General features: G+C 55.8%; 17 protein-coding genes. 13 read left to right on the top strand and 4 right to left on the bottom strand.

Annotated elements, in window-relative coordinates; translation table 11 throughout:
* Positions 1–1,995, bottom strand: coding sequence for a ligand-gated channel protein (locus W822_RS26895; protein WP_024003627.1), 1,995 nt, complete (start codon positions 1,993–1,995; stop codon positions 1–3).
* 202 nt (positions 1,996–2,197) lie between these two features.
* Between W822_RS26895 and W822_RS26890 the strand changes: the two genes are divergently transcribed.
* The 5 genes from W822_RS26890 (at position 2,198) to W822_RS26870 (ending at position 6,536) form a co-directional block, all read left to right on the top strand.
* Entirely contained in the window at positions 2,198–3,046 is an 849-nt protein-coding gene (locus W822_RS26890) for a response regulator transcription factor (protein WP_051401588.1), read from the top strand.
* A 98-nt stretch (positions 3,047–3,144) separates the two neighbouring features.
* Positions 3,145–3,663, top strand: a complete 519-nt coding sequence (locus W822_RS26885) for a SixA phosphatase family protein (RefSeq protein WP_024003625.1) — start codon at positions 3,145–3,147, stop codon at positions 3,661–3,663.
* 180 nt (positions 3,664–3,843) lie between these two features.
* A complete protein-coding gene (locus tag W822_RS26880) occupies positions 3,844–5,121 on the top strand; it encodes a 3-isopropylmalate dehydratase large subunit (protein WP_024003624.1) in 1,278 nt (425 codons plus the stop codon).
* A complete protein-coding gene (locus tag W822_RS26875; protein WP_031242073.1) occupies positions 5,118–5,642 on the top strand; it encodes a LeuD/DmdB family oxidoreductase small subunit in 525 nt (174 codons plus the stop codon). The genes W822_RS26880 and W822_RS26875 overlap by 4 nt, the downstream gene beginning before the upstream one ends.
* A 36-nt stretch (positions 5,643–5,678) precedes the next feature.
* On the top strand, positions 5,679–6,536 hold the full coding sequence (locus W822_RS26870; RefSeq protein ID WP_024003622.1) for an isocitrate lyase/PEP mutase family protein: 858 nt from the start codon (positions 5,679–5,681) through the stop codon (positions 6,534–6,536).
* A 65-nt stretch (positions 6,537–6,601) separates the two neighbouring features.
* Here the strand turns inward: W822_RS26870 and W822_RS26865 are convergent, their stop codons facing one another.
* Positions 6,602–7,375 (bottom strand): GntR family transcriptional regulator, encoded by a 774-nt coding sequence (locus tag W822_RS26865; RefSeq protein WP_024003621.1) that lies wholly within the window; start codon positions 7,373–7,375, stop codon positions 6,602–6,604.
* Positions 7,376–7,383: 8 nt separating this feature from the next.
* The gene (locus W822_RS26860; RefSeq protein ID WP_024003620.1) at positions 7,384–8,352 is read right to left on the bottom strand and encodes a Bug family tripartite tricarboxylate transporter substrate binding protein; all 969 of its coding nucleotides are present in this window, start codon (positions 8,350–8,352) and stop codon (positions 7,384–7,386) included.
* Between the two features lie 351 nt (positions 8,353–8,703).
* On the opposite strand from W822_RS26860, the gene W822_RS26855 reads away from it, so the two are divergent.
* The 6 genes from W822_RS26855 to W822_RS26835 all read left to right on the top strand — a co-directional run bounded on the left by W822_RS26855 (position 8,704) and on the right by W822_RS26835 (position 15,090).
* Positions 8,704–9,669, top strand: a complete 966-nt coding sequence (locus tag W822_RS26855; RefSeq protein WP_024003619.1) for a LysR family transcriptional regulator — start codon at positions 8,704–8,706, stop codon at positions 9,667–9,669.
* 103 nt (positions 9,670–9,772) lie between these two features.
* Positions 9,773–10,783, top strand: coding sequence for a flavin reductase (locus W822_RS45760; protein ID WP_051401586.1), 1,011 nt, complete (start codon positions 9,773–9,775; stop codon positions 10,781–10,783).
* Positions 10,784–10,849: 66 nt separating this feature from the next.
* Positions 10,850–11,833 (top strand): Bug family tripartite tricarboxylate transporter substrate binding protein, encoded by a 984-nt coding sequence (locus tag W822_RS0123150; protein ID WP_172642759.1) that lies wholly within the window; start codon positions 10,850–10,852, stop codon positions 11,831–11,833.
* Positions 11,834–11,946: 113 nt separating this feature from the next.
* A complete protein-coding gene (locus tag W822_RS26845) occupies positions 11,947–13,332 on the top strand; it encodes an acyclic terpene utilization AtuA family protein (RefSeq protein WP_024003614.1) in 1,386 nt (461 codons plus the stop codon).
* Complete coding sequence (locus W822_RS26840) at positions 13,316–13,627, top strand: DUF4387 domain-containing protein (protein ID WP_024003613.1); 312 nt, start codon at positions 13,316–13,318, stop codon at positions 13,625–13,627. The genes W822_RS26845 and W822_RS26840 overlap by 17 nt, the downstream gene beginning before the upstream one ends.
* A 50-nt stretch (positions 13,628–13,677) precedes the next feature.
* A complete protein-coding gene (locus W822_RS26835) occupies positions 13,678–15,090 on the top strand; it encodes an LLM class flavin-dependent oxidoreductase (protein WP_024003612.1) in 1,413 nt (470 codons plus the stop codon).
* Between the two features lie 103 nt (positions 15,091–15,193).
* On the opposite strand, the gene W822_RS45755 is transcribed toward W822_RS26835, so the two are convergent.
* Positions 15,194–16,687 carry a TPM domain-containing protein gene (locus W822_RS45755; protein WP_024003611.1) on the bottom strand — a complete coding sequence of 498 codons (1,494 nt, stop codon included), beginning with the start codon at positions 16,685–16,687 and terminating at the stop codon, positions 15,194–15,196.
* 323 nt (positions 16,688–17,010) lie between these two features.
* Between W822_RS45755 and W822_RS26830 the strand changes: the two genes are divergently transcribed.
* Positions 17,011–17,880: a TauD/TfdA dioxygenase family protein gene (locus W822_RS26830; protein ID WP_024003610.1), complete on the top strand. Its 870-nt coding sequence runs from the start codon at positions 17,011–17,013 to the stop codon at positions 17,878–17,880.
* Positions 17,881–18,006: 126 nt separating this feature from the next.
* Complete coding sequence (locus W822_RS26825; protein WP_024003609.1) at positions 18,007–19,377, top strand: Nramp family divalent metal transporter; 1,371 nt, start codon at positions 18,007–18,009, stop codon at positions 19,375–19,377.
* Positions 19,378–19,386 lie beyond the last annotated feature (9 nt).

Genomic DNA, 19,386 nt, shown 5'->3' with positions numbered 1-19,386 from the left:
TCAGAATTTGACGTTCATGCCCAGCCAGTAGCGGCGTCCGTCTTCGACATATCCGTAATCGTCATAGCGGACCTGTTTGTCAAAGAGGTTGTAAAGGCCTGCGTACACGGTCAGATTTTTGTTCACGTCATAAGAGCCGCCCAAGTCAATATAGGTGGCCGACGGCGCCATGGTGGTGCTGGCCGAAATTCCCTGCGTCGGATCGCTTTCCTTGCCGCGATATGTGACCTTGACCCAGCCGTTCAGCTTGTCGGTCGGCTTCCAGTCCAGGCCCAGGTTGAACATGTGCTCGGGCATCTGGTTCAGCGGGTTGCCTTCATATTGGCCGCTCTTTTGCTTGGAGTAGGTATAGGTATAGCTGGATGTCAGGGACAGCTTGTCGCTCAGGGGGGCGGTCAGCGTCGCTTCCATGCCGCGTGTAATCGCGTCGTCCACATTCACATAGGTCGTGGCGGATCGTCCCTGCGCGTTGACCGGCCCGCATTCCGGGCAGGGCACGCGCGTAATCTTGTCGGTGAATTCGTTATCGAACAAGGTCACGCCCGCCATCAGACCGTTGCCGTCGCTGTAAATCAGGCCGATTTCCTTGGTTAGCGTCTTTTCCGGCTTCAGATCAGGATTGCCGTACATATTGCCGCCGCGGCTCACCGCACCCCAGTCGGGCAGGGTCTGGCGCAACGATGGCGCGCGGAAACCGGTGGAGATGCCTCCTTTGACGGTCCAGTTGTCATTCAGGTGCCAAACGCCGTAGAGTCGGGGACTCCAATGCGTCCCCGAGGTTTTTTCATTGTCCAGGCGCAACCCGCCGGTCAGGGCAAAAGAATCGGTGACCTGCCACTCATTTTCTGCAAAAAACGCATATTGCCAGCGATCCACTGTAGAGCGGTCCGACATCTTGTTGGTGGTGGTGTCTTTCAGGTCTTCCAGGCTGTAAAAGGCGCCGACCGTGGTGATGTGACGCTCGAACAGCGGCATGCTCCATTTTGTGCTGGCCGTGGTATTGCGGATGGTCATGTCGCGTGACAGGTTTTCCGTCTCTTCCCGCTGCACGTAGGTGTTGGAGGTGCCGAATGACCAGCGTCCGTCGTGGGTCAGCGAAAAATGCCGGCGCCTGAATTCGCGCCGGCTTTCCGCTTCGGTCGGCAGCAGGGTCTTGCCGGGTGTAGAACGGTAAATCTGCTTGGATGCGCCGGCTTCCAGCACGATATCGTGTTCGCGGGTAGGGGTCAGGGACAGTCTCGCGGTTGCGCCGCGATTTGTGTGGCGGTTATAGCCCTCTTCGATATCGTCCTCGCTGCGATGTGAATACACGCCGTACAGGCTGAATCCCAGCAAGTCCTCTTTGATCGGCCCGGCTATGTAGAAGTTGCCCTGGAAATTGTTGCCCGACGCGGAATGCTGTTGCAGCGTGGAGTCAAGGCGCACGGACCCTCCCCATTTTTTTGGCACCTTGCGCGTGATGACGTTGATGACGCCGCCCATGGCATCTGAGCCGTAAAGCGACGACATGGGTCCGCGCACGACCTCGATCCGTTCGATGGCTTCCAGCGGCGGAACCCAGCTCTGATCGGTGCCGGTGCTGCCGTTGGTCTGCGTTTCGCGGGTGCTCATGCGCTTGCCGTCTACCAGGATCAGGGTGTAATTGGCGCTCATGCCGCGCAAGGTGATGTCAGAAGTGTTGTTGTCGGACGGCGTCATGATCACGCCAGGCACATCGCGCAGGGCGTCAGTCAGATCGCGATAGGCACCTTTTTCCAGTTTTTCCCGTGGAATAACACTGATGGAAGCAGGGGCGTCAATAATGTCCTGTTCAAAACCGCTGGCGGTCACTACGATCGGATTGAGCGAAGTCACGTTTGTAACCGGTTCGGCTGCCTGGGCGCAGGCCATTTGCGGCAATGCAGTGCTCAGGCTGAGAACACACAGGACACCTAACGGGCGTACTAAAGGCTTGCGGTTGGGTGCTCGTTTTGACACCGGTACAGGGGGCAACATCGGAAATTTTCCTTGTGACAGTGATAGAATGAAACGTATTCTTTCTAAATGAAGTTCTAAATGAGAATTATTAGCTATTAGGCATTAAATAGTGTCAGCTAATATTCAGCAATATCTTTTCCATAACTTTTGATTTCTTGACACTTCCTGACATACAGTCCGATGATGGCCGTGGCAGCAGGGGTGTGTATTGAACATGCGCATGAACAAGATGCAAGCGCTACGCGTTCTCCTGATCGAACATGATGTAGCGTTATCCAAAACACTATGTGAATATCTGGAATCGCAAGGGTATGTCGTACATCTGGCGCATTCGGGCTACCAGGCAGATCGTCTGATGCGCAGACGCAGTCATGATGTGGCCTTGCTGGATGCCGATTTGCAGGATGTGCCCGCAATCGAGTGGCTCAGGTGTTACCGCCGACAAACGAACACGCCCCTGATTCTGCTGACCGGCGCCCGCATGGATTGCGTGGACGGGCTCGACTCCGGCGCCGATGATTGTCTTGCCAGACCGCTTCACTTATCGGAATTGAAAGCCAGAATGCATGCGCTGCTGCGGCGTCATGGCACCGATGATCCATGGGCAGGGTGTCCGTCCCGTTCCTCAGTCCAGTCTGTTGGCTCTTATCGCGGGGGGGCCTACCGGAGCATCTCTTATCGCGGCTCGGAAGCGGACGGTCTGGCGAGTCCGGCCGTCGTTCGGCCGGCTGCCGTCCCGTTGCTTGTGGCCGGCCCGCTGTCGCTCAACCCGGCTACGGGTGCGACAACGCTGCATGGCAGCGATATCGCCCTGACCGGAACGGAACAGCGCATCCTGGAAATACTGATGCGTTCAGCCGGCAGCGTGGTGCAGCGGCACAATATCGGCGCGTATGCCCTGGGACGTATACCTACCCCTTATGACCGCAGCATTGATACCCATATCAGCAGCCTGCGCAGAAAGCTGGGCGCCCAGAGCCAGCCTGCTGCGCTGATGATCCGGAATTTGCGCGGGCAAGGCTACGTGCTGGCCGCCAGCGACAACGATACGTCGGTAGCGGCGGGCTAAAGGCCTGTTTTGGGACCGTGAGAACCCCCGCCGCCGTCATACGCACGAAGGCCCGGTATTGTATGATTGGCGTTTTAATTGTCGGTGAAAGGTGATTCATGCTCAGGCTCATGTTGTTGCGTCATGCCAAATCGAATGCCGTGGCGGGCTTGCCCGATCCGGACCGGCCGCTTACGGATCGGGGGTTTGATCAGGCTGCCTTGGTCGGCCGATATCTCTTGGCACAACAGTTGCAGCCCGAACTGGTCATTGTGTCGAGCGCGGTTCGTACACAACAGACCTGGCAGCAAGTGAGCGCCGCCTTCAGCGGCACAGTCCAGGCGTCGACGGAGCGTCGGATTTATGAAGCTTCCGTGGGCGATATTATCGAAGTCCTGCACGGTATTGATTCGAAGGCGCAGACAGTATTAATGATCGGCCATAACCCCGGCCTGGCCCTGACGACGCAATATTTTTGCGGCGAGGATGAAAATGACGCGCTCGCGCGTTTGCAAGCGGGCTTTCCGCCGGCTTCGCTGACGGTGACCGATTTCAATGTGGACGCCTGGTCGGAGATCGCTGAAGGTGCGGGCAGGTTGCTGCGGTTTGAAACGATCGACACAATGATCGGAAGCTGAACAACACTGCGCTTGGATCCTCGCGGACGAGTCCACCAGAATGGGTCGACTGGTCGCCGGGTTATGCTGCGCGCGACGTCACCGTTTTTTATATAGCGTTTTTTTTCGGATAACTTGTATTGTTGTAAGTACATCTTTATAATGAAGGCAAGCTTCATATCTTTCCAGAAAGGAATCGGCATGGCGCCACAGACGCTAGCACAGAAATTGATCGCCCGGGCATGCGGCCGCCAATACGTGGCGGTGGACGAGATTGTCACGTGCGCCGTAGACTTGGCCATGTTTCACGACTCCAGCGGCCCGCGCCGCTTAAAACCGATGCTGGAAAAAATCGGCGCACAGATCTGGGACAAATCAAAAGTGGTTCTGGTCATGGATCATTATGTGCCGGAAGAAGACGACGATTCGCGAAAAATTCTGAAAATCGCGCGAGATTGGGCGGCGGAACAGCAACTGCCCAATGTCTATGATTCAATCGGCATTTGCCACGTGGTCCTGCCGCAACAAGGCCATTTGCGTCCGGGCATGTTCTGCGTCGGGGGCGATTCGCATTCGCCGACCGGCGGCGCTTTCGGGACGTATATGTTCGGTATTGGCAGCACCGAAATGCTGGGGGTAGTGGTCACTGGTGAAATCTGGGTCAAGACGCCGCCGACGATCGCCATGGACTGGTCGGGGCGCCTGCCTGCCGGTGTGACTGCCAAGGACATGATGCTGCATATGATCGGGCAGTATGGTACCAATGGGGCAAACTATGGCGCCGTCGAATATACCGGCGAGGCTGTAAAGGCCCTGGCCATGCAGGAGCGCATGACGCTGTCCAATATGAGTGCAGAAATCGGTGCGCAGGTGGGCCTGATCGCGCCGGACCAGACGACCATTGATTATCTGAAATCCGTGGGTGTGCAGGCGGATGTCGACCTTGAGCATTGGCGGACGGACGAAGATGCCCGGCGTGAAGTGCGATCTTTCGATGCCGCAGCACTCTCCCCCATGGTGGCGGCACCTCACAGCCCGGATAACGTGCATGCTGTCGATGCACTGCATGGAACGCCGGTGCAGCTTGCTTATATTGGAGCCTGTACGGGTGCCAAGCTGGCGGATTTGCGCGCGGCTGCTTCCGTACTTAAAGGCCAGCGCATCGATCCGCGTGTACAACTGATGGTTGCGCCGGCGACGCTGCGCGACCAGCAGGACGCGCAGGCGGACGGCACGTTGCAGATTCTGCTGGATGCGGGCGCACAGTTATTTGCGACTTCCTGTGGTGCATGTTCGGGTTATGGCAATGCGCTCAAGGGCGCGGCCAACGTCGTTTCCACGACGGCGCGCAATTTCAGGGGGCGGATGGGATCGGCGGACACGCAGGTTTATCTGGCCTCGTCCTATACCGTTGCTGCCTCGGCGCTGACGGGACACATTACCGATCCACGGATCGCATTGGCGGAAGCAAAATCATGAGCAGGCATCGTGTATGGCGCGTCGGCGCAAATATTGATACGGACGCACTGGCACCCGGCGCCTATATGAAACAGGACCTCTCGGTGCTGGCCGCGCACACCCTGGAAAGCCGGTATCCCGGCCTGGCTGCGCAATTGGCGCCAGGAGATGTACTGGTGGCGGGGTCCGGATTCGGCATTGGCTCCTCGCGTGAACAGGCTGTGGGCGTACTGGTGCAATTGGGTGTGAAGGCAGTTATTGCCCCGACATTCAGCGGCTTGTATTTTCGCAATGCGTTCAATTTGGGGCTGCTGGCCATTGTCTGTCCGCAAGCCGAATCCATTCCCGAAGGCAGTCATATCGAAATCGATACCCGCCAATCGCGACTGCACGTATACGATACGAATGAGACCGACGGCAGTATTGACGCCGTAGACAGTTATGCCTGTCAGGCGATTCCGCCATTTCTGGTGGAGATGGCAGCGGCCGGCGGTCTGCTGCCCCAGCTGCAGCGCAAACTCGCCGCAGCCCGCCAGGCGTAATCCGCCCGTCCTGAACGACTTTAACCCACACTTTATATGACATCATTCAAAACACTTCTGAATTCATCTTCCTGCCTGCTGGTACCCGGCGTCTATGACGCGTTTTCTGCCTTGATCGCGGAGCAGGCCGGGTTTCAGGCGGTCTATCTGTCGGGCGCATCCATTGCCTATACAAGACTGGGCCGTTCCGATATCGGGCTGACGACCTACACCGAAGTCGAACAGACGCTTTCGCGTATTGCGGATCGGATCCGTTTGCCCATCGTCGTCGATGCCGATACCGGCTTTGGGAACGCGATGAATGTCATGCGCACGGTTCGCGGGTTTGAAAAAGCAGGTGCCTCGATGATCCAGCTTGAAGACCAGACGTTTCCCAAGCGTTGCGGCCATCTGGCGGGCAAGTCGGTCGTGCCGGTGGCGGAAATGTGCGGCAAAATCAAAGCCGCGCTGGATGCGCGCCAGAATGATGGCACGTTGATCCTGGCGCGAACCGACGCGGTCGCGGTCGAAGGACTGGATGCGGCGCTGGAACGGGCCGAAGCGTATCTGGCGTGTGGCGCCGATGTCCTTTTTATTGAAGCGGTGCGTAGCGACGAGCAGATGCGCCGGACTTGCGCTCGGTTTGCTGGTCGTGCACCTTTGCTGGCCAATATGGTGGAAGGGGGCATGACGCCAATCCATTCTGCCCACGAACTGAGTGAACTTGGGTTCAGTATTGTGATTTTTCCCGGCGGGGCTGCGCGCGCCGTGGCGCATACGCTCCAGACCTTCTATGGCCGCTTGCAGCAGGATGGCTCGACCGCCGGCTCACGCGAGTCGATGCTGAATTTTGACCAGTTAAATGATTTGATCGGCACTCCGTCGCTGCTCGAGCAGGCGGCGCGCTACGAATAAAAGCCGACGCCGCGCGAGTCGATATTGCGGGCGGCAACAATTCAATCGTGATATACCGCCAGCGATTATGATGAGTGCGATTCGTCCACGATCCATCCGTCTACGCCTCGCGAGCGCTTGTTGGATAGAGCCATATGGTATTCGAAGCGTTCCGGGTTGTAGACGGCAACCAGATATTCGATGGGGCGACCCTGTTTGTCACGTGTCAAGCGCTTAATGCACAGTAAAGGCGATGAAATCGTCACACCCAGTGCTTCGGCATGGTGTGCATCGGCAGCCGTCGCGGTAAATGTTTGTTCAGCCGATCCCAGCCGCAAGCCCAGTCCTTTGAGGATGGCCTGCAATGACTGCCGGGTCATATCTTCTTTTGTATAGCGTCGCCCGATATCCTCCGGCACGTACGTCACCAGGTAGGAAAAGGGCTTGCCGTCATGGTAGCGGACCCGGATGGCCTTCTGCACTTTGCTTTTGGCCGGCAAGGCCAGCTGATGCGCCACGATCCGGTTGGCCATCTCGTATTGCACATCCAGCACGCGTACCTGTGTGCCGGTTCCCATTTTATTTAGATGCGCCACCAGTTTGTTGATGTCCGCTGTCAAGGGAAGCGTGGCGGCATTGCGCGGCAAGGGATAGGTACCCGCGCCCTGGCGGCGTTCCACCAGGCCTTCGCTTTGCAATAAATCCAATGAGCGTCGGATCGTCAGGCGCGAGACCTGGTAGGTCTCGGCCAGTACGTTTTCGCCCGGCATCGCCTCTTGATGGTCGTATTGACCGTTTTCGATAGCCTGTTTGAGCAGGCGGTAGATTTTGTAATAGCGAGGCGTGGGGTTTTCAATCATATGGGCAGTCAGTCGGCGGTTACTCCGGTGAATTTTACGACGTCGGCGTAGCGTTTGATGTCTTCGGACACGAACCGGGCAAATTCCTCTGGCGTATTGGTGACGACTGTGCCGCCTTCAGGCTCGACCAGCTTTACAAAATTCTCGTGCTTGGCCCCTTCAACCGCGGCTTTATGCAGTTGCTCGAGACGTTCCTTGGGCATGCCAGCCGGACCGAACATACCAAACCAGGCTTTGGACGAGAATCCCTTGACCGTATCTCCGATAGGGGGCGCCGTGGGAAACTGTTTCATGGGCTCCGGACTGGTGACGCCCAATATCTTGATGCGATCGCCGCCGGCCAGCGGCATTACATTGACCGCGCTGGCAAACATAAGATCGACCTGTCCGCCGACCAGATCCTGTATGGCCGGAGAGGTGCCTTTATAGGGAACCGTCAGGCCTTCGATCTTGGCGCCCATCTCGAAACTGGCCGTCGCCATATGCAGGGATGAGCCCATGCCGCCAATGGCAAAGGAATACTTGCCTGGCTCTTTTTTGGCCATATCGATCAGCGTGGCCACGTCCGATGCGGGAAAATCTTTGCGTGCGACCAGCACGCTGGGCACTTCGGCCAGCATGGTAATGGGGGTGAAATCTTTTTCCGGGTCAAATGGCAGTTTCTTATAGAGCGTGGCATTGACCGTGAAGCTGGTAAAGCTGACCAGCAAAGTATTGCCATCCTTGGGGGCACGGGCAACGGCGTCCGCAGCGATGTTGCCGCCGGCGCCCGGGCGATTTTCCACAATCACGGTCTGGCCCAGAATACTGCTCATTTCATGGGCGATGCCACGGGCTACACGGTCAGTCGTCCCGCCGGGCGAGGCGCCTACGACAAGTTTGACGGGCTGGCCACTGGTGGCTGCGTGAACGGGCAGGATGGCGCTGAAGCCAAGAACAGCGGCGAGCAGGCCAGCATGTAGATAGGAACGATGCATGCAAAAGTCTCCTCTGGTATTTGTGCATGGAAAGGATGTATTAAATCATATACATGTACTGATGACAATACAAGTGCGGTAATAATCACCAATTGAAGCCGATTGTGGTTGAAATATTTGCCCGGTTGCGACGCTCGCTGCCGAAAACCAGCGCTGGCGTATCTATGTGTAATCCGCTGACGTATGAATGCTTCCCACGTATTCACCTATACTGTAAAAAATCAATTATTTAATATCACCTGTAAACAGGAGACGCGATGTATCACTTGCTTTCCAACCGCTCGTCCGCTCACTGCATCTGCTTGCGTTGTGCTCCGGCCGGTCCCGGTTTCCAGCACCAGGACCGATAGCATGGGAACGGCCAGTAAACCGACCCGTTCGAATACGCTTCGTTTCGATCTGCTGGAGCTTGAAACTTTTCTTACCGTAGTCGATAGCGGCAGCTTCAACGCTGCAGCCGGCAAGCTGCATATCTCGCAGCCCGCTGTGACCCATCGTATTCAGCGCCTGGAAGCCATTCTGCATACCAGACTGCTGCTGCGCACCACACGGCGCATGGAACCCACCGAAGCGGGCAGGAGGTTATATGAACAGGCGACTTTGGCATTGCAGGACTTGCGCATGTTACTGGCCGATTTCCAGGCCGAGGCTGAACAGGGGCAGCGACGCGTGGTGGTGGCGGCGTCGCCCATTATTGCGGCGCAATCGCTGCCTTCAATCATTCAGCACTTTACCCGGCGCTATCCGGCCGCCGACGTGCATATCCGTGATATGCAGCATGACGAGATTCTCGCTGCGCTCCAAAGCGGAGCGGCTGATCTTGGGGTGGTCGCGTTCGAAGGCGATCCCGCTCTGTTCCGGTTTGAGCCTCTGGGAGAGGACGAAATGGCCGTGGTTGTTCCCGGCGAGCATCCACTGGCTTCGAAGAGCGCAGTAACGCTGGCCTGCCTGAGCGAGTACCCGCTGTTGTTGCTGCAGCAATATGACCGCATCCAGCAGCAGATAGCCCAGGCCATGCAGGCACAGGCGCTGATCTGTCATTTCGCCCCACGGCTGACCAACCTGACGACTCTCCTTGCGATGCTGGACACGGGACACGGGGTTGCTATCCTGCCTCGATCCATGGCGCAAACCAATATTCAACGACCTCGTGTTGCTTTGTCGCTCGCTGAATTGCGCATGACGCGCTGTTTTGGCATTCTTCTGGCCAGAAAGGCCAGACTATCGAACGCAGCCCACCATTTTTGCGAACAATTGCGTGAGGATTTTGGTGCGACGCTCGCTACTACATCAGGGGGCGCTCCAGGACGAGGCTGATTATTTCATTTGGCTTATAAATGTATTAATGATTGGAAATTGTTCTCCTGCGACGACCGCTATAGACTAGATTCGTCTGTAACGTGTTTGAGGAGAAACCTGCGTGCCCCCCCATAAAACAACGTCATCCGTGCGTCCGCAGCAGGCCGCGCGATCCGGTGCGATAACCGAATTCGACAGCAAGCAATATCGGTACGCACTGGGGTGTTTCCCGACCGGGGTTGCCATTATCACTGCGCTTGATGGCCAGGGTCGTGCGTGCGGGCTGACATGCAATTCATTCAGTTCCGTGTCGCTTGATCCACCGCTCGTGTTGTGGAGCTTGCGCAAGCAAAGCAGCTCAATCCAGATATTCCGGGACACCGACGCCTTTGCCATTAATGTACTGGCGGGAGATCAGGGCGCATTGTCGGGACGGTTCGCCAGCTCGGCGATTGCGGATAAGTTCGAGGGCATTACCTATGAATCGGGCTATGCCGGCGTGCCCCTGATCAGCGACTGCGTCGCCCGTTTTCACTGCAGCATGTACCAATATCACGACGCGGGCGATCACATTATTTTTATCGGGCAAGTCCGGCAATTTGAACGGGTTCGTGAAGACGATCCGCTGGTGTTCTGCAAGGGTGCCTATATGATGGTCACGCAATCTCTGCGCGAGCTTGCAGCCAAAGGGAGCATTGGCCCTGCCAAGCTGCTCGAGGCGAGGAGGCTGGTTTATATCGGCATGGTCGGACTCGCCTGCAGCAATGCCGAAAGCGCGGACTTCGAAGCGCTCGAACACACACTTCATGACATGCAGGGCCAGATCGATGCGGGCGATATGCTGCAACGTGCCCGGCTGGCTATCCGGTTTTTCGACCAGATTGCCGCGGCAGCCCACAATGAAGTCATCGCGGTCGTCGCGCAATCACTCACTACTTTGCTGCAACTGAGCGTTAATGAATATCACAAAACCGATCAGGTAGGGGCCTTGTATCGTCCCGAACTGGATCCGCTCAGATGGGAGATTCTCGCTGCACTCAAAAGCAGGAACAGGACGGCGGTCGAGCATGCCGTCAGCCATTACCTTGAATACGTTTCGCAGGCAAAACTCAACGCACCGCTGCCGGTGTGAGTCTGGCGCCGCTGCGGGGCTGTCAGCTTTATCCAAAACAAATCAATGAAATTGGAGACAAGGACAATGAAAGTGAGGCATTTCAATAGACTACTCGTGGCAACAATGACAGTTGCGTCGCTGGCAATGACCGGCATTGCGGCAAGGGCGCATGCCGATACCTTTCCGAGCAAGCCCATCCGGATCATTGTCCCCTATGGCGCGGGAGGCGGGTCGGATTACCTTGCTCGCAAGCTATCCGACAAATTGTCAGAGCGACTGGGACAATCGGTCATTGTCGAAAACCGTCCCGGCGCCGATGGCATTATCGGAACCAGTATGGTGGCTCGCGCTCAGCCGGACGGCTATACCTATCTTATTGCCGTTGGCACGCATCTGCTGAACCCGCTGGTACACAAGGATCTGCCATACGACACCTTCCGGGATCTGACCGGCGTGACGCTGATTGCGCGCTCGCCGCTGCTGTTCTCGGCAAACAATAGCATTGCTGCCAAGGATATGAAGGAGTTTGTTGCACTGTCGCGTGCAAATCCGGGCAAGTTTTCCATTGCCAATTCCGAAAAATTCACCATGATGTTGGTGAAGATGCTTGCTGACAGCCAGAAAATGGACGTGGTTCATGTGCCCTACAAGGGTAGTGGTCCGCTGTTGGTTGACGCAGCCGGTGGGGCTGTATCGATCGCGTCCTCGAGCGTAGCGGCCGCTGCCCCCTATTTGAAATCGAATCGTCTGCATGCCCTTGGCGTAACAGGTACCGAGCGCTCATCGGCTCTGCCTGATGTGCCCACGCTCAAAGAGCTTGGGCTGGGTGATTTCGATTATTACGTGACTTACGGTCTCTATGCACCGGCCAAAACGCCTCGTGCGGCGCTGGAACGAATGCGCCAGGAAGTGAAGAACGTGACATCCGACCCCGAAATGAAGGCGGCTCTGGTTTCGCAAGCAGCGGAGCCGGTAGCCAATGACATAGACGAATTCAACGCGGATCAGGCACGTTACTTCGAGCGTATCAAGTCGTTGGCCGCCAAGTTCAATATCACACCTGAATAGATGGCTGGCGGATGTATAGACGCTGTACAGGAGAATGAATATGTTGAAGAGCAAAAAGGCGAGCAGGCAGTTATGCCGGATTGCGATGCCGAAAAGGAAAGGACGGTCGTATTATGAATGAAATCCGATTGCTGTCGGCAACCCCGATTCTGGGATATGGCTTCCCCGAATCTTCTTTCGAGGCCGGGCTGGCGCAGGATCCCCACATGATCGGCGCCGACGGCGGCAGTACTGATCCTGGTCCCTATTATCTGGGCGCGGGGCAGGCGTTTTGTTCACGGGTATCCATGAAGCGCGATCTGCGAATTATGATCAAAGGGGGGGTATCACGTGGTATTCCGGTGATTGTCAGCACCTCGGGCGGAGCTGGGGGCGAGCCGCATTTGCAACTGATGGCCGATATCGTCCGGGAAATCGCAGCCGAGGAACAGCTGTCGTTCAAACTGGCGCTTATCCATTCGGAACTGGACGCCGAGTTCCTGATTGAACGCGTTGCCAGCGGGCGGGTGCAGGCGGTGTCGCGGCAGCAGCCGCTTTCGGAAAACATGATCAACGATGCGGCCCGGATTGTCGGCTTGATGGGGCCCGAACCATATATTCGCGCTTTGGACGAGGGAGCCCAGGTGATCCTGGCGGGCAGAAGCACCGATCCGGCACCCTGGGCGGCGGTGGTGATCCGTGCCGGGCTGCCTCCCGCACAGGCCTGGTATGCTGGGAAAATGCTGGAATGCGGGTCCGAGCCTGCCGTTCCGAAGCGCGAGGGCTGTTTGTTAGCGCGTGTGACGGACCAGTATGTTGATCTCGAGCCGACAAATCCGGCCCAGCGGTGCACGACACTGTCTGTTGCCAATTTTGCCCTGCATGAAAACAAAAGCCCGATTCATCATGCCGAACCTGGCGGTATGCTGGATACCTCCGATTGCGTTTTTGAACAGATCAACGATCGCATGGTTCGGGTCAGCGGTATGCGCTGGGAACCGAACGCCACCTACACTGTCAAGATCGAGGGTGTGCGTCATACCGGATTTCGCGCAATGACCATCTGTGCGACGAGGGACCCCATTCTGATCCGCGACGTCGAGCGCTATCTGGAGATTATCAACGCGAATATCGACGAGAAAACCACGGCATTTGGCGTCAAGTCCGATGATTACCGTATTGCGATACGAAGCTATGGTCGCAACGGTGTCATGGGAGCGCGCGAATCGGCTGCATTCAATGCGCCGCATGAAATGGCATTTGTCGTTGAGGTGCTGGCCGCCACGCAGGAAGTGGCCAATGCCGTCACCGGAATTGCCCGGCTCTCCATGCTCCATTCAGATTTTCCTGGCCGCATGTGTCGCGAAGGCAATATGGCGATTCCTTTTTCTCCTTCGGATATTTCGCTTGGAAACGCCTATGAATTCAGCGTTTTCCATATTGTCGACGTCGACGATCCGAACCAGCTATTTCCTATTGACTATTCAAATATTGGAGCATGCCATGACCAGAATTCGTGACCTGGCCAGTATCTGCAAGAGCAAAAATGCGGGCCCGTTCGATTTGACCATTGATGTCATCTTCGATTCGGATGACATGTTCGATCGCGTCGAGAAAACCGGTGTCCTGAACGCAGCGCTATTTTCCCGTTTGTACCTGGTCGCAGAAGAAGAGGTGCTATTCACACCGTATCGTGCCGCCCGCGCCTTCAAGGCGACGTTACCCCGCCTGCTCCCGGCCGGCGCTTTTGGCGACAGCGATGTGTACGGAGCACAGCAGCATGGACCATTGCTGGAAGTGGATATCCCTATTTGAACAAGCACAGGCCATCGGACATTCCTCATACCAAATCGGAGATGCAATATATGCAAAAGAAAAAACGCCAAATGAGCCTGATCGGCTTTTTGCAGGCCCAGAACTGTTCAACGTATCCCGGCAGTTGGCGGCATGCCGCTACAACGCCGGATTTCCTGACGCCGGAGTATTACCAGCGTATTGCCCGGGTGCTGGAGGAAGGCAAATTCCACATGGCATTTTTTGATGATCGCCTGGCCATGCCGGACATTTATGCCGGGGATCACGCTGACACGGTGAAACACGGTATTCGTGCAGTGAAAATGGATCCGGTCGTGGTTCTTTCCGCCATGGCGGCGGTGACCAGCAGGCTGGGACTGGGGGCCACCTATTCGACTACCTATTATGAACCGTATCATGTGGCCCGCACCTTCGCTACGCTGGACCTGATGACCAAAGGCCGGGCGGCGTGGAATGTGGTTACGTCGCTGAACGATTCTGAGGCGGCCAATTTCGGCAGCAGCAGTCATCTTGAACATGACCAGCGTTATGAGCGTGCTGACGAATTTCTTGAGGCAACACTGGGGCATTGGGACACCTGGCAGGAGGACGCGCTGGTCGTGGACAAAACCAGCGGATTGTTTGCCCATCCTGAAAAGGTCACGCGTCTGGATCATCGCGGCGACTACTTCAATTCGCGTGGTCCATTTACTGTCCCGCGTTCGCCACAGGGACAGCCTGTTCTGATCCAGGCGGGTCAAAGCGGCCGGGGCAAGGCGTTCGCGGCGCGATGGGCCGAATTCATCTTCGTGGTGTATCCCAATCTGGACATGGCAAAAAAACAGTACGCGGACATGAAATCCGTGATCGCCGGCGCCGGACGCGACCCGGCTACCGTGCAGATCGCCACCGCCTGCTACGTGGTGGTCGGAGAAACCGATGAAATCGCACGCCAGAAAATGGAGTATGCCGATTCAATGGCCAAAGAAGAAGATGCGCTGGCGCTGATTTGTGAAGTCCTGAATCACGATTTTGCCGATCGTGATATCGATGAACCCATCAATGATGAGGATATGAAGGCCGTGTCCGGATGGCGCGCTTTCCGGGATCGGGTGGTTATGCTCAGTGGCAAATCGAATCCGTCGGTCCGGGATTTTATCGACTACTCCAAGCGTGCGCGCTTAAAAGAGTTCAACGTTTTTGTCGGATCGCCCACGACGGTTGCCGATGAAATGGAAAAATGGTTCATCGAAGAAGGGTGCGATGGCTTTGTGATTTCGCCGACGCATACGCCGGGCAGTTACGAGGATTTTGTGCGACTGGTTGTGCCGGAATTGCAGCGTCGAGGCGTTTTCCGCAAGGACTATGAAGGGCACACTTTACGCGAAAATCTTGGGCTACCTTATCCTAATAGCGGAGACTGGCGACGGGCGCAGCAACAGGCGGCAACTGTATCGAGGAAGGCGACCGAGCAAGTTGAATAAATTTGTCGGCGGGCCTGCTTGCGTGGCACGTTGCCTAAAATTCTGGCTGGCAGGCAAGCGATCGCCTGTCTGCCGGACCTATTACTTACCTGTCCTGCACGGGTCACCAGCGGCCACCGGCGCCGCCGCCACCGCTGGAGCCGCCTCCGAAGCTGCCCCCGGACGAACTGCTTCCGCCACTTGAACTACTCGAACCCGAGCTCGAGCCCGATCCCGAATCCGAGCTTCGTTCAAGGACAGGAAGCGTCATCACACCCAGCGATTTTCTATAGTCACAAAAAGCGCAACGCTGGATTTGCTCTCCCTTTCCTGTCTTGGAATAGGTAGGAGGCTTGAGCACAATGGTCGCGGGGGCCTTCAATGTCTGCCCATGGCATTTGGGGCATGGGCTGTATTGGCTTGCATTTTCGCCCGCGAAATCAGTCAGCTGAAACCGTTCGGTTTCGCTGTCCAGCCAGATCTCGTAGGATTTCGCACCGATTTTCTCTTCCTTCAGCCGGCGCTTGCCCAGATATTTTTCGAGCGCGGTCGGCTTGGCCGCGTCACGGTTCAGGCGGGTCCATTTCCTGGAGGGATCGGGTGGCGTCGCTCGCAAGCGGGCGCGTTTTGCATTTTTGACCAAATCATAATAAGCCTTGTAGGCAAATGGCGACAGCAGTAGCGGCAGCAGGCTGGCTCGGGCAAATGAAACCTGCATATCGAGTCCGGTTTTGAGATCTGCCGTGCTGCGCCTGAGGAACCGGGCGCTTTCGTAATAATGAAAGAGCAGGACCAATGCGCCGAAAACGGCAATGAAATAAGGCAGATTAACCAACCGGTAAACGACATCTACCTTTTCCATAAAAACGAAAAAGAATAGGCTGACAAACAGGACAAATAAAAATGTAAAGAACGCGTACCAGATCGCCGCTCCCTTAAAGCGGCTTTTGGTGATCGCGTATTTTTTCTTTGCGCGCTTGCGTGCCCAGCTCAGCCAGGCAAATCCGGCAGAAAACCCGAGCACAACCCATAGTGTCTGCTCCCAAGTCCGGGCATATCGGTTCCACAAAGTAGGCTGGTATGCCCGTAACCCTGCCAGCTCCAGTTCGTGAGAAGGGGACAGGAAAACGCTTTCGACTGCCCGGGCGGCGGCTAAAACCGCCATATCCGTATTGCCCGCTTTCATGTACGGCACCAGATAGCTTTCCCCAATCTGTTTCAGCAGCGCATCCGGAAAAATGCCTTCAACGCCGTAGCCGCTGATAAACCGGTACTCCCGCCGATCCATTGCCAGAAACAGCAGCAAACCATTGTCGCTGCCCCTTTTGCCGATGCCCCAATGCGTAAACAAGTCGAGCGCAAAACTGAAATCGCTGGACCCCTGGTAATCATTGACAGCCACAAGGGCAAATTCACTGCTGTTCTGTTTTTCGATGTTCGCGCTGATCGCATTCAATTGGGCAATGGTCTCGCTGCGCAAGTTGCCATCGGGATCGCTGACAAATTGGTCTTGGCCCAACCGCTTAGGGTTGGGAACCGACTGGACGGTGTACTGCGCAAATGCAGTCACACAAAAGAGAATGCCCAGCAGCAAAGATAAGATGAATTTCTTTTGCATAACAATGCCTTATTGATCATTTGGTCAATGTTGCGGGGTGTCCGCCCGGGACCATGCGTGTGAAACGAGGGAATTTTAGCCGCAGCAGCCGTTCAGGCGGCAAATGATCGGAAAAACGCGTGAATTATCCGATAGCGTAACAACCAGTATCAAATCGCGGTTGTCGACCAAACGTTTTTGCCGCAAAATATGATTACGTAGTCATTTTTAATGACAGCCTCTCACGATGCGGCTCCGTGCCTGCATGGTCCGCTGTTCGGGGTGTCTGTCAGCTTGCGTTCGACATCACAATATTCCAACAACGATCCATAGGAGGAGTCATCATGAGTTTAACCATCCGGCAGATTCACCCGCACTTTGTAGGTGAAGTCAGCCACGTCGACTTGCGAAGCGTTGACGAGCAGGGGCTTCAGGCCATTCGAGATGGGATGGACAAATACGGTGTACTGGTGTTTCATGGTCAGCCGATGACGAACGAAGAACAACTGGCGTTTTCGGAGCGGCTGGATGGTGTGCTTCATACGAAAACATCATTGTCCGTACTCGAGAAAAATCGATTTGGCACCAATGCGCTTACGGATATTTCAAATGTGAATGACAGGGGAGAGGTCCTGAAATCCGATAACCGTCGGCGGGTCAGCTCTCTGAGCAATCGGCTTTGGCATACCGATGCGTCTTTCAATGATCCTGCCGGCCGTTATTCCATGCTATCGGCCAAGGTCGTGCCGCCGGTCAGCGCGGACACGGAATTTGCCGATATGCGTGGCGCTTACGATGCGCTTGACCAGGATGTAAAAGAACAACTCGATGGTCTGACGGTCTTCCATTCCATTGTGTATTCCCGCCATGTATTGGGTTTCGAGTTCTCGGAAGAAGAAAAGGCCAAGTTGCCCGGCGCCGTTCACCCGCTGGTGCGGATCATTCCGCGTTCCGGCAGAAAATCGTTGTATCTGGCGTCTCACGCTTCCCATATCGTGGAGTGGCCCGTGCCGGAAGGGCGCGCCTTCCTGCGCGAATTGACAGAGCATGCCACGCAACGCGAGTTCGTGTACCGGCATGTCTGGCAAGTCGATGATTTTGTGATTTGGGACAACCGGGCGACCATGCACCGCGGTTTGCCCTTCGACGATAAAAAGTATCCTCGTGAATTGCGCCGGACAACCACGCTGGATCTTGAGCACGTGGCGGCATAGGCCGGCCGCAATGCAAACATCCTGATAACGCATCGTGCGCAAATGTTGTATCGCCTGCTGCCAAGACAGCGCCCGCTGCGACCTGATGAAAAATGTATATAAAGATAAATAGGAAGAGACAATATTATGAGTACCAATGCGACTGATATAAAGGTGTCGGATAAACCGTTTGCGCCGCCGTCTTCGGATGCTGCTGCCGCTTCGCCGACCGACACGACACAAGAGGGTGCGCCGATTCCGAGCACTTTCTGGGGCTATGTAAAATCCTTCGGACCGGGGATTGTCCTGGTACTTACCTGGTTGGGTGCGGGCGATCTGGTGGATAATGCGGTGGCCGGCGCTCACTACGGCTATACGCTAATGTGGGGCCTGGCGCTTGCCCTGATTGTGCGCTATATGCTCGTCAGCATCATTGCCAACTACCAACTGATGAATATCAAGCGGCATACGATATTCGAAGGATATGCGCTGGTCTGGAAATACTATCCGATACTGCTCGCAATCGGAGGCGTGATTCTGGGACATTTTTATGAGTCATATACGATCAAAGGGTCGGGCGAGGCACTTTATTATCTGACCGGCGAGTCCGGTTCCGTCATGTTGTGGAGCGCAATTTGCGTAGTACTGGCGGTAGTGATTACCGGAAAAGCGGTTTACCGTTACCTGGAAAACGTGGAAAAAATAATACTGGTGGTGCTCGCGGCCAGTTTGATTGGCGGTGCGATTGTGGTCCAGCCGGATGTCGGTGCAATCGCGGTGGGTACATTTGCATTTGAAGTTCCCCAAACGGTCGGCTCGTTCGGCGCGCTGCTGATCGTCATCTCGCTTATTGGCGCGGTCGGCGGATCGCTTGCCAATCTGCTGTATCCGACATTCATGAAAGAAAAGGGTTATATCGGGCCGCAACACAGAAAAGTCCAACGCTACGATTTGTTGTTCGGCATATTCGTCATTATTGTGCTGGATTTGTCGGTCTGGGTCATGGGGGCCGAGGTGTTGCACCCGCGAGGCATTACCATAACCAACTTCAACGATCTGGCACATCTTCTTGGACAGGTGGCCGGTCGTATCGGAGAGCTGGTCATTTATTTGGGTGTGTTGTGCGCCTGTTTCAGTTCGGTCATCGGCTACGCTCATGGTTTTCCAAAAATGGCAATGGAATGTGTGTACTGCGTTGTCCCTGAAAGAAAGAAGAAGTATGAATCTGCGCCGAGCAAGGATCCCTTGTTTCGCGTCGCCTATTTTCTGGTGGCTATTTTGCCGCTGATGTGGGCGATTCCGGGTATGCCTGGGTTCGTGCTTCTGACAATCTTCGTGAATGCGGCGCAAATTGTATTGATGCCATTGGTTTCAATCGGTTTGATCGTCCTGATTAACCGCAAGGATTTGATGGGTGATCTGGCTGGCAATAAATGGCATACCGCTATGTTGTTGTTTCTCACGGCGCTGGCGATTTGGGGATCTTATGTCACCTTTGCGTCAATGTTGGGCAACTAAATCCTGTGC

This window comes from Advenella kashmirensis W13003 (assembly GCF_000506985.1).
Classification (GTDB): domain Bacteria; phylum Pseudomonadota; class Gammaproteobacteria; order Burkholderiales; family Burkholderiaceae_B; genus Advenella; species Advenella kashmirensis_A.
Note: the sequence above shows the minus strand (reverse complement) of the source record. Positions and strands in the feature narration are given on the sequence as shown.

Excerpts from the sequence above, each read along its gene's own strand:
- W822_RS26895 (WP_024003627.1), bottom strand. The coding sequence starts at position 1,995 with ATGTTGCCCCCTGTACCGGTGTCAAAACGAGCACCCAACCGCAAGCCT.
- W822_RS26890 (WP_051401588.1), top strand. The coding sequence starts at position 2,198 with ATGAACAAGATGCAAGCGCTACGCGTTCTCCTGATCGAACATGATGTA.
- W822_RS26885 (WP_024003625.1), top strand. The coding sequence starts at position 3,145 with ATGCTCAGGCTCATGTTGTTGCGTCATGCCAAATCGAATGCCGTGGCG.
- W822_RS26880 (WP_024003624.1), top strand. The coding sequence starts at position 3,844 with ATGGCGCCACAGACGCTAGCACAGAAATTGATCGCCCGGGCATGCGGC.
- W822_RS26875 (WP_031242073.1), top strand. The coding sequence starts at position 5,118 with ATGAGCAGGCATCGTGTATGGCGCGTCGGCGCAAATATTGATACGGAC.
- W822_RS26870 (WP_024003622.1), top strand. The coding sequence starts at position 5,679 with ATGACATCATTCAAAACACTTCTGAATTCATCTTCCTGCCTGCTGGTA.
- W822_RS26865 (WP_024003621.1), bottom strand. The coding sequence starts at position 7,375 with ATGATTGAAAACCCCACGCCTCGCTATTACAAAATCTACCGCCTGCTC.
- W822_RS26860 (WP_024003620.1), bottom strand. The coding sequence starts at position 8,352 with ATGCATCGTTCCTATCTACATGCTGGCCTGCTCGCCGCTGTTCTTGGC.
- W822_RS26855 (WP_024003619.1), top strand. The coding sequence starts at position 8,704 with ATGGGAACGGCCAGTAAACCGACCCGTTCGAATACGCTTCGTTTCGAT.
- W822_RS0123150 (WP_172642759.1), top strand. The coding sequence starts at position 10,850 with ATGAAAGTGAGGCATTTCAATAGACTACTCGTGGCAACAATGACAGTT.
- W822_RS26845 (WP_024003614.1), top strand. The coding sequence starts at position 11,947 with ATGAATGAAATCCGATTGCTGTCGGCAACCCCGATTCTGGGATATGGC.
- W822_RS26840 (WP_024003613.1), top strand. The coding sequence starts at position 13,316 with ATGACCAGAATTCGTGACCTGGCCAGTATCTGCAAGAGCAAAAATGCG.
- W822_RS26835 (WP_024003612.1), top strand. The coding sequence starts at position 13,678 with ATGCAAAAGAAAAAACGCCAAATGAGCCTGATCGGCTTTTTGCAGGCC.
- W822_RS45755 (WP_024003611.1), bottom strand. The coding sequence starts at position 16,687 with ATGCAAAAGAAATTCATCTTATCTTTGCTGCTGGGCATTCTCTTTTGT.
- W822_RS26830 (WP_024003610.1), top strand. The coding sequence starts at position 17,011 with ATGAGTTTAACCATCCGGCAGATTCACCCGCACTTTGTAGGTGAAGTC.
- W822_RS26825 (WP_024003609.1), top strand. The coding sequence starts at position 18,007 with ATGAGTACCAATGCGACTGATATAAAGGTGTCGGATAAACCGTTTGCG.